Source organism: Microbispora catharanthi, assembly GCF_006334915.2.
GTDB lineage: Bacteria > Actinomycetota > Actinomycetes > Streptosporangiales > Streptosporangiaceae > Microbispora > Microbispora catharanthi.
In genome coordinates, this window is the sequence record NZ_VDMA02000003.1 from 523,279 (window position 1) to 536,095 (window position 12,817).

The window sequence follows — 12,817 nt, forward strand, 5'->3', positions numbered from 1 at the left end:
GCGAGGGGCGCGGGGCATTGGAACGCCTCATTTGAACGTTCATCAAATCCATACCCATTCGCCTCTTCTTCCCCATGGCGCAGATCTCTATATTTGACTGCGGTATGTGGCAGACCCCTCACAAAAAACACACCTTCCGTGGCCCCTTACGGGGGACTCAGATGGGTCTGCTGGCATGCGCCGTGGCCATCCTGCTCACCGGTGTCGTGATCGGCAGGATCAGCACCCGGTCGAGCGAGGTCGACGACGTCTATCTGCGCAAGTCGGAGCCGTCCCCGTCGCCGAGCGTGAGCGCGGCGGGCGCGGTGCCGCGCGACCGGCCCACCCTCGACCACGTGCTGCGCACCGTGGCTCCGGTCGTCCCCCGGCAGGTGCCGCAGCGCCGGCCCCGGAAGGAAAGGCCACCCTCCACGCTGATCGACGGCTCCGACAGCGGCTCGCGGCACACCGTTCTCACGCCCCGGACGGACGGCGGCGACGACACGTACGACGCCGACTCGATGCGGTCCGCCTCGATGGAGGCCGAGGTCGTGCGCCTGGTCAACGCCGAACGCCGCAGGCACGGCTGCCGGCCTCTGCGCGTGGACCCCCGCCTCGTGGAGTCCGCCCGCGCGCACTCGGACGAGATGGCGTCGAGCAGGCTGTTCCGGCACAGCTCCCCCGGGGGCGCCTCTCCCTGGGACCGCATGGGCGCGGCGGGCTACTCCGACGGCGGGGCCGAGACGATCGCCAGGGGCTACCAGACCGCCGAGGCGGTCGTACGCGGCTGGATGGCCGGGCAGAGCGACCGCGCCACGCTGCTCGACTGCCGCCTGGTCGCGACCGGGGTCGGCGTGAGCACGGGCGAGGGCGGCCCGTGGTGGACCGAGGACTTCGGGTATTCCTGACGCTTCCTCATCTGTCCAGATAGCCGACTAATCTCAGCGCCATGGGTTATCCCGGCGACCAGCAACCACCTCCGCCGCATCATCCACCCGATCCCCGCAGGCGGGACCTGCCGCCGTACTCCGGCGGGGACGACTCTCCCCTCGCCGGCCGTCGCGACGCGCCGCCCTACGGCGGGGGGCAGCCGCCGTACCAGCGCGAGCAGTCGCCGTACGCCCGCGAGCAATCGCCATACGAACGTGAGCAATCGCCATACGAACGCGAGCAGGCGCCCTACCAGCCCTACCCGCAGCAGCCCTACCGGCAGCAGCCCGAGCAGCAGCCGTACGCCGGACGCGGGCCGTACGAGCAGGAGGGCCCCCACCGGATCGAGGAGCTCGCGTCGGGCCCGTACGCGTCCCCGCCCGGCGGTCAGGCGGGCGGCGACTGGGACGTGCGGCGGCAGCCGACGGCGTCGCCGGCGCCTCCGCCGCCGGAGCCCGTGTGGGATCCGGACGCGAAGGGCCCCTGGTGGCGTCGCCCGTGGGCCCTCGGCCTCGCCCTGCTGGCCCTCATCGGGGCGCTGTTCACCGGCCTGTGGTACGCCGCGCGCAACGAGAAGCCGCCGGTCGCCGCCCCGACGCCCACCACCCGCCCCTCACCACCGCTCGTCTCCGAGGGGCCCCCGGGCAAGTTCGGCTACACCGCCTCACGGGCGACCGACAAAAGCCCGCTGTCGCTCCGGGAGCTGTTCGCCAAGGGCAAATTCGTCAAGAACAAGCGTTCGTACGTCCGCACGACGTTCCGTAAGGAGAAAAAGTGCGCGGACGGCGTCACCGGCGACAAAATCACCAAGGCGCTCAAGGCGGGCGGATGCACGCAACTGCTGCGGGCGAGCTTCGCGGACTCCAAGGGCACGGTCATCGGCACCGTGGGCGTCGCCAACCTCAAAACCTCCGCCACGGCGAAGAAGGTCGCCTCAGCCGGAGGCGGCGGCGAGCGCAAGGACTACCTCAAGCCGCTGCCGGGCAAGGACGAGGCCACCAAGCACCTCGGCACCGGCGAGGCGTACGCGGGCGGCTGGACCCACGGCCACTACGCGGTGCTGCTCTGGTTCCAGTTCAAGGACGGCCACAAACCAGCCAAGAACGAGCTGAAACGGCTCTACCAGACCGCGGTGGACGTCACCGACGCGACTGTTTTCCCTGCCCTCGACACCCGTTCGCTCAACGGTGGCCCCAGCTGAGGCCAGGCGTTCACTGAGGTGAAAGCCGGTGGGCGACCCGGGGCGGCTCGGACCGAAACGCCCATAGGGGCACGCCGATCGCGCCCGCGCCGTTACGCTTCCGGCTATGCGTGGCAAGGATTCCGGTTCCGAGCACGAACACGAAACGGCGTGGGCCCGCCGCGAGGCGGACGCCGAGGGCTCGGCGACACCTCCGACGCCACCTCCGAGCTTCGGCCAGACCCCGCCGCCCGGGTTCGGGCAGCCTCCGGCGGACGACGGCACGGCCTGGGCCCCGGACGCCGCCGGTGCGGCGGACCGGCTTCCGGCCGTGCCCTACCCGACGAGGTACGGCCCTCCTGGCGGTCTCGGGGCACCGGAACGGCCCGATGACGACCCGGACAGCACGAACAGGTTCAGGGCCGTTCCGGCGTACGGCCCTCCGCCCGCCGCCCCCGGCGTAGCGGGAAACGCCGCCGTGCCCGGGAATCCCGAAGCATCGGAGGAAGCCGGAGGGCTTCCCGCACCGCGCCGTCCCGGCGACGAGGCCCTCGGCCTGCCCGCGCCCGGTGAGCCGCAGCCCGGCGCCGGCCACGGAGTCGGCCCCGGAGCCGGTCAGGGAGCCGGTCACGGCGCCGTGCCTCCGCAGCCCGCCTACGGCGCGGGCACGCCCTCCTGGCCGCAGCCCGAGGGTCAGCAGGGCATCCACTCGTGGCAGCCGACCGGCCACGGCGACCAGCAGCAGCCCGGCCACGGCGCACAGGGACATCCCGGATACGGCCCGCCCGCATGGCAGCCCCCGGCTCCGGCCACGCCTCCGTGGCAGCCTCCGGCCGAGCACCCCGATCCACGCCCGCCCGCCCCGGGCCCGGGCGCGCCCTCGTGGCAGCCCGAGGGCCAGGCAGTCCACTCGTGGCAGCCTCCGGCCGACCCGAACGCCGTGCGCTGGGAGCACCCCCCGGGCCCGGACGCGCCGTCCTGGCAGCCCGCGCAGCCGCCCTGGCAACCCGCACAGAGCGCGGGCGGCCCCGCGTACCCCCAGACTCCCCCGCCGCCCGGCTCGCAGCAGCCCGCCTACGGCCCCGGAACGCACCCCTGGCAGCCGCCCGCCGAGGGTGCGAACCCGGCGGCATGGCAGCCGCCCGCGGACGGGCCCAACCCGGCGTGGCAGCCACCGGCCGACCCGGGAGCGCAGCCGTGGCCTCCGCATGGTCCCGGAACGCCGGCCTGGGAGCCACCGCCCCCGGGCTCGGCCCCGCAGCCGTGGCAGCAGCAGCCGCCCTCTGCGGAAGCGGGAGCCCCGCACATGTGGCCCGCCCCCGTCGGCGATCCCGGCGCACAGCCCGGCCCCCAGCACGGCGCCCAGACAGGTCCCCAGCACGGCGCCCAGACAGGTCCCCAGCCCGGCGGCGTCACCTCCTGGCCCCACCCGGGCAACGAGTCGCAGTGGCCGCAGGGCCCCGCTGAGGCCGGAACGGGCGACTCCGGCCCTGCCCCGTGGCCGACCCCGCCAGGCGGCGAACCGGCCGCGCCCGGCGCCTTCGGCGCGTCCCCCTCGCCGTACGACGAGGGATCCCACGGCGGGGCGTGGCAGGGCCCGGCCGGGCCCCCTGCCGGGCCCCCTGCCTGGCCGCAGCCCGGCGGCCCTCCCGCGGCGCCGGCCTCGTACGGACCGGATCAGCAGAACGCCGGTGGTCCCTGGGCCGCCCAGCCCGGCGAGACGGCGCCCGGCGTGCCGACGTTCCCCGAGTGGGGGCCCGCCCCCGCCGCGGGGCAGCCGTCCGGCGGAGAGGCCTGGCCCCAGGCGCCGGTGCCCCACCAGGGGTATCCACCCGCCGCCCCACCGCAGTACGGCCCCCAATACGTGCCGCAGCCCGGCCCGGAATTCCCGGCCGGCCCGCCGGAGATGTACGCACAGGGAGCCGTGTCCCCGGAGGCGGTCCGCCCCGGGGAGCCCGGCGACGTGCCCGTGTGGCCGCCACGGCTGCCCGGCGAGCCGTACCCGCAGGGGGAGATGCCCGCGGGCACCTCCTGGCCCCCGACGAACGCCTACCAGGACGAGCCCGGCTCGGCGCATGCGCCCGAGGGCCCGTCCGGCGACCGGGCGGGCACGACCGAGTCAGGCGGCGCGTCCGGCGACGCGCCCACCCCCACCGGCACGCCCGGCCACACCACTCCGCCCGAGCACGGCACTGCGCCCGACCACAGCGGCACACCCGCGGACACGGCGCATCACGCCGATGTGCCTGCCGACGGTGGTTCGCCCGCCGAAGGATCAGGACAGACGGGCGCACCCGCCGGCGAGCCCGCGTCGGGCGCTTCCGGGCAGGACGCTCCCGCGGGGAGCATCCCCCCACCGGACACGCCGGCGTCGTACCCTGCCGCTCCGGGTCACGCCGGGCCGCCCGAGGGCTTCGGGACCGAGATGGCCCACTCGGTGACCCCGATCGAGGGGTTCCCTGTGCCCGGCGCACCGTACGAACCCGGCCAGGCCCTCGCGCACTCCGAAGAGAGCACCCCGCACAGCTCACAGAGCCCTCCGCACAGCTCACAGAGCACCCCGCACAGCTCACAGAGCACTCCGCACAGCTCACAGAGCACTCCGCACGGCGAACCGCAGCACCCGGCCTACGACAGGACGACGCAGCCGCTGCTCCCGCCGCAGCCCGAGGAGCCGTTCCAAGCGCCCACACAGACATCGAACGCGCCTGGTCAGGCGCAGGACAGCGCACCGTCCGGGACACCGCTGGGGAGACAGGACGAGACACAGGGTCAGACCGCGTCTCAGTCCCCGTTCCAGTCGCCGTCCGCGACGTCCCCCTCGGATGTCCCGCCATCCGTCGCGCCCCCGGGTGCGGCGTCATCCGACACGCCGGCCCTGGGCCCGTCCACGAGCGACGGCGTCACCGGGGCGGTCTCCCCCGACCCCAATTCAGGACAGATGGCGACAACCTCTCCCACGACCGGTTCGCCCTCGCAGCCGACCGGTGAGACCCCGTTCGCGTTCACGCCGGTGACACCGGCCAAGGCGGGCAAGCCGACGCCTCCACCCGGATTCGGGCCGAACCCCTCCGCCCCCGGCGGCCCCTCCCCGGAGGGCAACCTCCCTGCGACGCTGGGCCCCACCAGCCCTCCCCCCTCCGGCGGGAAGGTCAAGCGGATCCTGATGGCCGCCGGTGCGGTGGTCGTCGTGGGGGCGATCGGCACCGCGGCCTACTTCGCGTACTCGGGCGAGCCTGACGGTGATCGAGCCGCCCGTACGCCGGCGGCCACCACGGCGCCCCCCTCAGCCGAGCCGCAGCCGACTTCCACGGTCTCCTCCGTCATTCTCGACTCGGAGCAGACCGACCCCAAGACCCTGAAGCCGGGAGAGGCGTTCCCGGACGAGAAGGTGACGCTGGCGGGCACGACGTACCGCCGGGTCAAGGTCGACGTGACCGACGACTGCGGGAAGGCGGCGGCGGGCGCGTTCGCGCAGGCCCTCAGCGAGCAGCAGTGCCGCAGGGTGCTCAGGGCCACCTACGTGGACGGCAAGCGCCAGTACGCGGTGACCACGGGCATCGCCGTGCTGCCCGGCAAGACCGAGGCCCTCGCCGTGGACCAGGCCAAGGATCTCGGCGCCAACGTCTGGTTCCGCGGCCTCGACGGCGACAAGGCGAGCCGAGCGGACAAGGTGTCGATCTCCGGCGGCTACGCCGCCGGCATGGTGTGGGGACGCTACATCGTGTTCAGCTACGCCACCTACGCCGACGGGCACACGCCGGACGCGAACGACAAGAACCTCGCGCCGATCAGCGGCGCCTTCCGCGACAACATGGCGAAGGTGATCGAAAAGCGCGCCTCACGCTGACGACCCCGGCGCGTGGCCTCCCATGCGGGGATCACGTGCCGCCCCGGCCCCGGCGATCGGAGCAGGGGGCCGTCGGAGCAGGTGCTCAGGGGTCAGGCGCGCAGAGCTTAGGTGCGCAGGGGTCAGGTACTCAGTGTGCGCACGCGGCGGGTGGCGGCGGCCCGCCGCGCCAGTTCCTCCGGCCCTGGGTAGCGCACCTCCTCAAGCGTGAGACCGTGCGCGGGCGCGACGTGCACACCCGAGTCCCGTACCGCTGTCGCCAGCACCTCGGCGGGCCACTCGACGGGCCGTCTGCCCTCCCCCACGGTCAGTAGCGAGCCGACCAGCGCCCGGACCATCGAGTGACAGAAGGCGTCGGCGACCACGGTCGCGAGGAGGATCCCGTCCTCGCCCCTGACCCAGTCGAGCCGCTGAAGCTCACGGATCGTGGTCGCGCCCTCGCGTCTGCGGCAGAAGGCGGCGAAGTCGTGCTCGCCCAGCAGGCGGGCGGCCGCCGCGTTCAGCAGGTCCACGTCCAGCGGCCGGGCATACCACAGCACCTCGCGCCGCCGCAGCGGGTCCACCCCGCCGGGGGCGTCGCCGACGCGGTAGCCGTAGCGGCGCGACAGCGCGGAGAACCGGGCGTCGAAGCCCTCGGGAGCGACGCTGACGGCGTGCACCCGCACGTCGAGGGGCAGCACCCCGGCCAGCCGCCTCGTCAGCGCAGCGAGCCACTCAGCGCCGCGCTCCCCCCACGCCTGTTCCGGATCCTCGGGGACGGGGGCACGCCCGGACGAGGCGGCGGCCAGCGCGGCGAGCGGGAGGTCGACGTGCGCCACCTGCCCCCTCGCGTGGACACCGGCGTCGGTGCGGCCCGCGACGGTGAGCGACGGCGGGGCGTCCAGGCGCAGGACGCGGCCCAGCGCGTCCTCGATCTCCCCCTGCACGGTGCGCCGCCCCGGCTGGCGCGCCCAGCCCGAGAAGTCCGTGCCGTCGTAACCCAGGTCAAGCCTCAGCCGCAGTTCTCGCTCCACGCCATCCCTCGTACGGTGCCTCGTACGGTGCACAAACGAAGAGCGGGCCCAGCATCCCCGGAAGGGAAACTGAGCCCGCTCACAGAGCCTGGGATCAGGCTTCGTCCTTCTTGTCGCCCTCAGCCACCTCGGCGGCGGCCTCAGGAGCCTCCGCCGTCTCGGCGGCCTCGTCCTGCACGGCCGGCGTCTCCTCGACCTCGGCCGGAGCGGCCTCGGCGGCGGGCGCGGCCGGAGCCGTACGGGAGACCCTGACCGGGTTCAGCTGCTCGGTGACCAGCTCGATGACCGCCATCGGAGCGGCGTCGCCCTTGCGCGGGCCGAGCTTGGTGATCCGGGTGTAGCCACCGGGACGCTCGGCGTACGTCGGGGCGATCTCGGTGAAGAGGTGGTGGACGACGCCCTTGTCGCGGACGACCGTCAGCACCTGGCGACGGTTGTGGATGTCGCCCTTCTTCGCCTTGGTGATCAGCTTCTCCGCGAGCGGGCGGAGACGCCTGGCCTTGGCCTCGGTGGTGGTGATCCGGCCGTTCTGGAACAGCGAGGTGGCGAGGTTCGCCAGGATCAGCCGCTCGTGGGCCGGGCTGCCGCCGAGGCGGGCGCCCTTGGTGGGCTTGGGCATTTCATGCTCCTCATGGATAACCCGCTCCGGCCGTGTCAGGTACCGGGGTCGGGCCGACCGGCGTACCGGTCGTGACTTGTCATCGCCGCCTCATGCCGCCCTCGACGGGCGGCACGAGACGGTGGTGCCGCTGCTGGAAGACGGGCGATCAGTACTGCTCGGTCTCGATGAACCCGCCGTCCTCGTCGTCGTACCCGCCGCCGGCGACGGCGGAGGGGTCGAACCCGGGCGGGGAGTCCTTGAGAGCCAGGCCCATCTCGTGCAGCTTCTGCTTGACCTCTTCGATCGACTTGGCGCCGAAGTTGCGGATGTCCAGCAGGTCCTGCTCGCTGCGGGCGACGAGCTCACCCACGGTGTGGATGCCCTCGCGCTTGAGGCAGTTGTACGAACGGACGGTGAGGTTGAGCTCCTCGATCGGCAGCGCCAGGTCGGCCGCGAGAGCCGCGTCCGTCGGCGACGGGCCGATGTCGATGCCCTCGGCCTCGACGTTGAGCTCACGGGCCAGGCCGAACAGCTCGACCAGGGTCTTGCCGGCCGAGGCCACCGCGTCGCGGGGCTTCATGGACGGCTTGGTCTCGACGTCGAGGATCAGGCGGTCGAAGTCCGTGCGCTGCTCGACACGGGTGGCCTCGACCTTGTAGGTGACCTTGAGGACCGGAGAGTAGATCGAGTCGATCGGAATCCGGCCGATCTCCTGGCCAGGCTGCTTGTTCTGGGCGGCGGAGACGTAGCCGCGGCCGCGCTCGACGGTCAGCTCCATCTCCAGCTTCGCCTTGCCGTTCAGCGTGGCGATGTGCAGGTCGGGGTTGTGCACCTCGACACCGGCCGGAGGCGCGATGTCGGCGGCGGTGACCTCACCCGGGCCCTGCTTGCGCAGGTACATCACCACGGGCTCGTCGTGCTCGGAGGAGACGACCAGCGACTTGAGGTTCAGGATGATGTCGGTGACGTCTTCCTTGACCCCCGGCACGGTCGAGAACTCGTGGAGCACGCCCTCGATGCGGATGCTGGTGACCGCCGCCCCCGGGATGGAGGACAGCAGCGTCCGCCGCACCGAGTTGCCGATGGTGTAACCGAAGCCCGGCTCGAGCGGCTCGATGATGAACCTGGACCGGTGCTCCTCGAGCGACTCCTCCTGGAGGCTCGGGCGCTGTGCGATGAGCATCAGGATCTCCTGGATCCGGGACGACCCCGTCACGGCGGACGAGGAGCCCCTGGGTTACGGCGACGCCCGCTATTTGACGCCGCTCGCCTACAACCATGATGCCGTACGGCCGGGAGTGTACCGGCCGCACGGCGTCATGAACTGCTCGGGCCCTACTACTTGGAGTAGAGCTCGACGATCAGCTGCTCCTGGACCAGCGTGTCGATCTGCTGGCGGACCGGGAGCTGGTGCACGAGGATGCGCATGTTCTCGGTGGAGACGCCCAGCCAGGCCGGGACGGTCTTGTCGCCGGCGCTCGCGCGGGCCACCTCGTACGGAAGGAGGTTGCGCGACTTCTCGCGGACCTCGATGATGTCGTGCTCGCGCACGCGGTACGACGGGATGTCGACCTTCTTGCCGTTCACGAGGAAGTGGCCGTGGCGCACCTGCTGGCGGGCCGCGTCACGCGACTCGGCGAAGCCGGCGCGGTAGACCACGTTGTCGAGACGGCTCTCCAGGATCTGGAGCAGGTTCTCACCCGTCTTGCCGGCCTTGCGGTTGGCTTCCTCGTAGTAGTTGTGGAACTGCTTCTCGAGGACGCCGTAGATGCGGCGGGTCTTCTGCTTCTCACGAAGCTGGAGCTGGTACTCCGACTCCTTCGGACGGCCGCGGCCGTGCTCACCCGGCGGGTACGGGCGGATCTCGATGGGGCACTTGGCGGACTCGCACTTCTTGCCCTTGAGGAAGAGCTTGGTCTTCTCACGGCGGCAGAGCTTGCAGTCCGGACCCGTGTAACGAGCCATTTCTTTCTACTCTCCTGAGCTCAGACGCGACGGCGCTTGGGCGGACGGCAGCCGTTGTGCGGGACCGGGGTCACGTCCTGGATGGACCCGACCTCGAGACCGGTCGCCTGCAGCGAACGGATCGCGGTCTCACGGCCGGAGCCGGGGCCCTTGACGAAGACGTCGACCTTGCGCATACCGTGCTCCATGGCGCGGCGGGCGGCGTTCTCGGCAGCCATCTGCGCGGCGAACGGGGTGGACTTGCGAGAGCCCTTGAACCCGACGTGGCCGGCGCTGGCCCAGGAGATCACGTTCCCGTTCGGGTCGGTGATCGAAACGATCGTGTTGTTGAACGTGCTCTTGATGTGGGCGTGCCCGTGAGCGACGTTCTTCTTTTCCTTGCGGCGCACCTTCTTCGGTGCGCCCTGGCGGCTCTTCGGCGGCATTGAAGCGCTAACTCCTGGAAATGTGGCTGCTAAGGACTACTTCTTGCCCGGCTTCTTCTTGCCGGCGACGGTCTTCTTCTTACCCTTGCGGGTGCGCGCGTTCGTCTGCGTCCGCTGACCGTGGACAGGCAGCCCCTTGCGGTGCCGGATGCCCTGGTAGCAGCCGATCTCGATCTTGCGTCGGATGTCGGCCTGAATCTCGCGCCGGAGGTCACCCTCGATCTTGTAGTTCGCCTCGATGTAGTCACGCATCGGGACGAGCTCGGCGTCCGTGAGCTGGTGGACGCGTAGGTCGGGGCTGATACCGGTCGCGTCAAGGATCTCCTTGGCGCGGGTGCGGCCGATTCCGAAAACGTAGGTGAGAGCGATCTCCAGCCGCTTGTCGCGGGGGAGGTCGACGCCAACCAGGCGGGCCATGGTCGGGCATTCTCCTTCAGTGTGGCGGAGGTCTAGCGCGACACTTCCCCTCCCATGCCCGGGCGAGGGCCCCGGCCTCCGACCGGGGGTCTCCCGCGTGGTACGGCTTTCGCCGCCTGCGCGGGTGTGTCACGCGATTTCGTTGTTCCGGCCCTCACGCGGGTCGAGCCCGCCGCAGGGACGGACTCAGCAGGGGCCCGGTGGCGACGTACTGAGAGCTGGGCTCAGCCCTGGCGCTGCTTGTGGCGCAGGTTGTCGCAGATCACCATGACGCGACCGTGCCGGCGAATCACCTTGCACTTGTCGCAGATCTTCTTGACGCTCGGCTTGACCTTCATAGTCCTTATTCGTTCCGCATACGGCCCGTCCCGTTGACGGGGGGGCTACTTGTACCGGTAGACGATCCGCCCACGACTCAGGTCGTAGGGGCTCAACTCCACGACAACCCGGTCGTCGGGCAGGATCCTGATGTAGTGCATCCGCATCCGCCCGCTGATGTGGGCCAGGACCTTGTGGCCGTTGTCGAGTTGCACCCGGAACATGGCATTCGGGAGCGACTCAATAACAGTGCCCTCAATCTCGATGGCGCCGTCTTTCTTGGCCATGGCCCTCGCGTTTCACTGATCGGATCGTCTGAGGTTTCGGAACACTAAGCAGCCGCGACCTTCGGGGCGCTTCCAGAGAGCGGCGACCAGCGAGGCCGCCTAGGCGCAAAGGTCATAGTGAACCGACAAAGGAGTGTACGACAACCCGGGCCGAATTGCGAAACGACGGCAGGGGTCCCGACACAACCAGATCACAGGGTACCCCCCACAGGGGCATCCGGCCAATTCGGTGCCGGCCGTTCCTCGGGCCGATTCCGGGGGAAGCCGCCGCACCCGCCCGCCCGGCACCGCCGAAATGCCGGGGCGGGTGGGTGCGGCCTGATCACCGCGGGGGCACGGCCCGAGCGGGGCCGTACGTCGCGACACCGGGCACCTACCCGCCCGCGGCTCCCGCGACGGCGGCCCTCCGGTAAAGAACGCTCAGGTGTCGCGCCGGGACTGTCCACCCCTGCCGGAAACCGTGTTGATGAGGAGGATGACGCCCCAGGGGCCCATGACCCACATCGGCCAGGGAGGGATCATATGACCCGAAGTGACCATGGTGAGGAGCCAGATCATCCAGCTCACGGCGCTGGCAGCCGCCCAGGCGGACCACGCGCCCTTCAGGCTGCCCCGCGTCTTCTCGTCACGCCGGGCGGGGTGCGGCCGTCGTACGGACTCGCTGGCGGCGGGCAGCCGGTGCAGATCGATCTCGGGCAGGTCGGAGGTGAGCTTGGCCAGTTCCCCGTACGTACGGCTCTGGTAGACCTGCTCAAGCCGCTCGTTGAACTCGTCGATGGTGAGCCTGCCCTCGGCCACGTGCTCGCGCAGTGCCGCGGCGACCCGGTCACGGTCGCCGTCGGAGGCCCGCATCTCCGGCGCTGCCGCCATCACCATCTCCCGGTCATTCGAGCGATACGACCATTATTGTTCACGCGCCGCCGGAACGGGCGCGCCGGCTCAGGAGGCGCTCTCCCCCGCCTGCGCACCGACGCCGGGGAAACGGGAGGCTCCGCCGTCGAGCGCCGTGAGAACCAGGGGGCCGTTCTCCGTCACGGCGACGCTGTGCTCGAAATGGGCGGAGGCGCGCCCGTCGAGCGTCACGACCGTCCAGTCGTCGGCCAGCACCTTGGTGCGGTCGGTGCCGAGGTTCACCATCGGCTCGATCGCGAAGCACATGCCGACCTCGAAACGCGGGCCGCGCCCCGGCCGGCCGTGGTTGGCCACCCAGGGGTCCATGTGCATCTCGGTGCCGATGCCGTGCCCCCCGTACTCCTGGGGGATGCCGTAGCGGCCCTGAGAGCGCACGTACTGCTCGACCTGGTGGCCGATGTCGGACAGGTGCCCGCCGACCCGCAGGGCGGCGATGCCGCGCCACATGGCCTCCTCGGTCACCCGCATGAGCTCGGTCAGCGCGGGGTCGACCTCGCCGATCCCGACCGTGATCGCCGAATCGCCGTGCCACCCGTCGAGGATCGCGCCGCAGTCGATCGAGATGACGTCGCCTTCGCGGAGCGGGCGGCGGTCGGTGGGGATGCCGTGGACGACCTCGTCGTTCACGGAGGCGCAGATCGTGGCGGGGAAGCCCTGGTAGCCCTTGAACGACGGGATCGCGCCCTCGCCCCGGATGGCCTCTTCGGCGATGGCGTCGAGGTCGAGCGGCGTCATCCCGGGCCGGACCGACGTCCGGAGCAGCTCCAGCGTCCGGGCGACGACCAGGCCGGCCGCACGCATCTTCTCCAGCTGCTCGGCGCTCTTGATCTGAATTCCGTGCCGATTCTTCTTGAACACGTAACGCACCCCCTCCCGGAATTGTCCCATATAAGCCTGAACGCCACCCCATGGAGTGGAGTGGCGTTCCCGGCCGCGGTAA

The 12,817-nt window shown here is 71.4% G+C and carries 13 protein-coding genes; 3 read left to right on the forward strand and 10 right to left on the reverse strand.

Features of this window, described 5'->3' with window-relative positions; all coding sequences use genetic code 11:
- The first annotated feature begins 161 nt into the window (after positions 1-161).
- The 3 genes from FH610_RS08085 to FH610_RS08095 all read left to right on the forward strand — a co-directional run bounded on the left by FH610_RS08085 (position 162) and on the right by FH610_RS08095 (position 5,939).
- The gene (locus tag FH610_RS08085; protein WP_161627945.1) at positions 162-887 is read left to right on the forward strand and encodes a CAP domain-containing protein; all 726 of its coding nucleotides are present in this window, start codon (positions 162-164) and stop codon (positions 885-887) included.
- A 41-nt stretch (positions 888-928) separates the two neighbouring features.
- A complete protein-coding gene (locus FH610_RS08090) occupies positions 929-2,110 on the forward strand; it encodes a hypothetical protein (protein WP_139573645.1) in 1,182 nt (393 codons plus the stop codon).
- Positions 2,111-2,216: 106 nt separating this feature from the next.
- Entirely contained in the window at positions 2,217-5,939 is a 3,723-nt protein-coding gene (locus FH610_RS08095; protein WP_139573646.1) for a hypothetical protein, read from the forward strand.
- Between the two features lie 122 nt (positions 5,940-6,061).
- Here FH610_RS08095 and truA read toward each other — a convergent pair whose 3' ends face one another.
- The 10 genes from truA to map form a co-directional block, all read right to left on the reverse strand.
- Positions 6,062-6,952, reverse strand: coding sequence for a tRNA pseudouridine(38-40) synthase TruA (gene truA / locus FH610_RS08100; RefSeq protein ID WP_139573647.1), 891 nt, complete (start codon positions 6,950-6,952; stop codon positions 6,062-6,064).
- Positions 6,953-7,046: 94 nt separating this feature from the next.
- Complete coding sequence (rplQ, locus tag FH610_RS08105) at positions 7,047-7,571, reverse strand: 50S ribosomal protein L17 (RefSeq protein ID WP_139573648.1); 525 nt, start codon at positions 7,569-7,571, stop codon at positions 7,047-7,049.
- Between the two features lie 148 nt (positions 7,572-7,719).
- Positions 7,720-8,736, reverse strand: a complete 1,017-nt coding sequence (locus FH610_RS08110) for a DNA-directed RNA polymerase subunit alpha (RefSeq protein WP_139573649.1) — start codon at positions 8,734-8,736, stop codon at positions 7,720-7,722.
- Between the two features lie 155 nt (positions 8,737-8,891).
- Positions 8,892-9,518 carry a 30S ribosomal protein S4 gene (gene rpsD / locus FH610_RS08115; protein WP_139573650.1) on the reverse strand — a complete coding sequence of 209 codons (627 nt, stop codon included), beginning with the start codon at positions 9,516-9,518 and terminating at the stop codon, positions 8,892-8,894.
- A 20-nt stretch (positions 9,519-9,538) separates the two neighbouring features.
- Complete coding sequence (gene rpsK / locus FH610_RS08120; RefSeq protein WP_020542285.1) at positions 9,539-9,943, reverse strand: 30S ribosomal protein S11; 405 nt, start codon at positions 9,941-9,943, stop codon at positions 9,539-9,541.
- 36 nt (positions 9,944-9,979) lie between these two features.
- Entirely contained in the window at positions 9,980-10,360 is a 381-nt protein-coding gene (gene rpsM, locus FH610_RS08125; protein WP_139573651.1) for a 30S ribosomal protein S13, read from the reverse strand.
- A 224-nt stretch (positions 10,361-10,584) separates the two neighbouring features.
- Positions 10,585-10,698 carry a 50S ribosomal protein L36 gene (gene rpmJ, locus FH610_RS08130; protein WP_003956441.1) on the reverse strand — a complete coding sequence of 38 codons (114 nt, stop codon included), beginning with the start codon at positions 10,696-10,698 and terminating at the stop codon, positions 10,585-10,587.
- A gap of 45 nt (positions 10,699-10,743) precedes the next feature.
- Entirely contained in the window at positions 10,744-10,965 is a 222-nt protein-coding gene (gene infA / locus FH610_RS08135; RefSeq protein WP_030508344.1) for a translation initiation factor IF-1, read from the reverse strand.
- 420 nt (positions 10,966-11,385) lie between these two features.
- Positions 11,386-11,835: a DUF1707 SHOCT-like domain-containing protein gene (locus FH610_RS08140; protein ID WP_139573652.1), complete on the reverse strand. Its 450-nt coding sequence runs from the start codon at positions 11,833-11,835 to the stop codon at positions 11,386-11,388.
- A 69-nt stretch (positions 11,836-11,904) separates the two neighbouring features.
- Complete coding sequence (map, locus tag FH610_RS08145; protein ID WP_139573653.1) at positions 11,905-12,735, reverse strand: type I methionyl aminopeptidase; 831 nt, start codon at positions 12,733-12,735, stop codon at positions 11,905-11,907.
- Between the last annotated feature and the right edge of the window lie 82 nt (positions 12,736-12,817).

Coding starts and splice junctions, on each gene's coding strand:
- FH610_RS08085 (WP_161627945.1), top strand. CDS start 162: ATGGGTCTGCTGGCATGCGCCGTGGCCATCCTGCTCACCGGTGTCGTG.
- FH610_RS08090 (WP_139573645.1), top strand. CDS start 929: ATGGGTTATCCCGGCGACCAGCAACCACCTCCGCCGCATCATCCACCC.
- FH610_RS08110 (WP_139573649.1), bottom strand. CDS start 8,736: ATGCTCATCGCACAGCGCCCGAGCCTCCAGGAGGAGTCGCTCGAGGAG.
- FH610_RS08140 (WP_139573652.1), bottom strand. CDS start 11,835: ATGGCGGCAGCGCCGGAGATGCGGGCCTCCGACGGCGACCGTGACCGG.
- rplQ (WP_139573648.1), bottom strand. CDS start 7,571: ATGCCCAAGCCCACCAAGGGCGCCCGCCTCGGCGGCAGCCCGGCCCAC.
- infA (WP_030508344.1), bottom strand. CDS start 10,965: ATGGCCAAGAAAGACGGCGCCATCGAGATTGAGGGCACTGTTATTGAG.
- rpsM (WP_139573651.1), bottom strand. CDS start 10,360: ATGGCCCGCCTGGTTGGCGTCGACCTCCCCCGCGACAAGCGGCTGGAG.
- rpsK (WP_020542285.1), bottom strand. CDS start 9,943: ATGCCGCCGAAGAGCCGCCAGGGCGCACCGAAGAAGGTGCGCCGCAAG.
- FH610_RS08095 (WP_139573646.1), top strand. CDS start 2,217: ATGCGTGGCAAGGATTCCGGTTCCGAGCACGAACACGAAACGGCGTGG.
- rpmJ (WP_003956441.1), bottom strand. CDS start 10,698: ATGAAGGTCAAGCCGAGCGTCAAGAAGATCTGCGACAAGTGCAAGGTG.
- rpsD (WP_139573650.1), bottom strand. CDS start 9,518: ATGGCTCGTTACACGGGTCCGGACTGCAAGCTCTGCCGCCGTGAGAAG.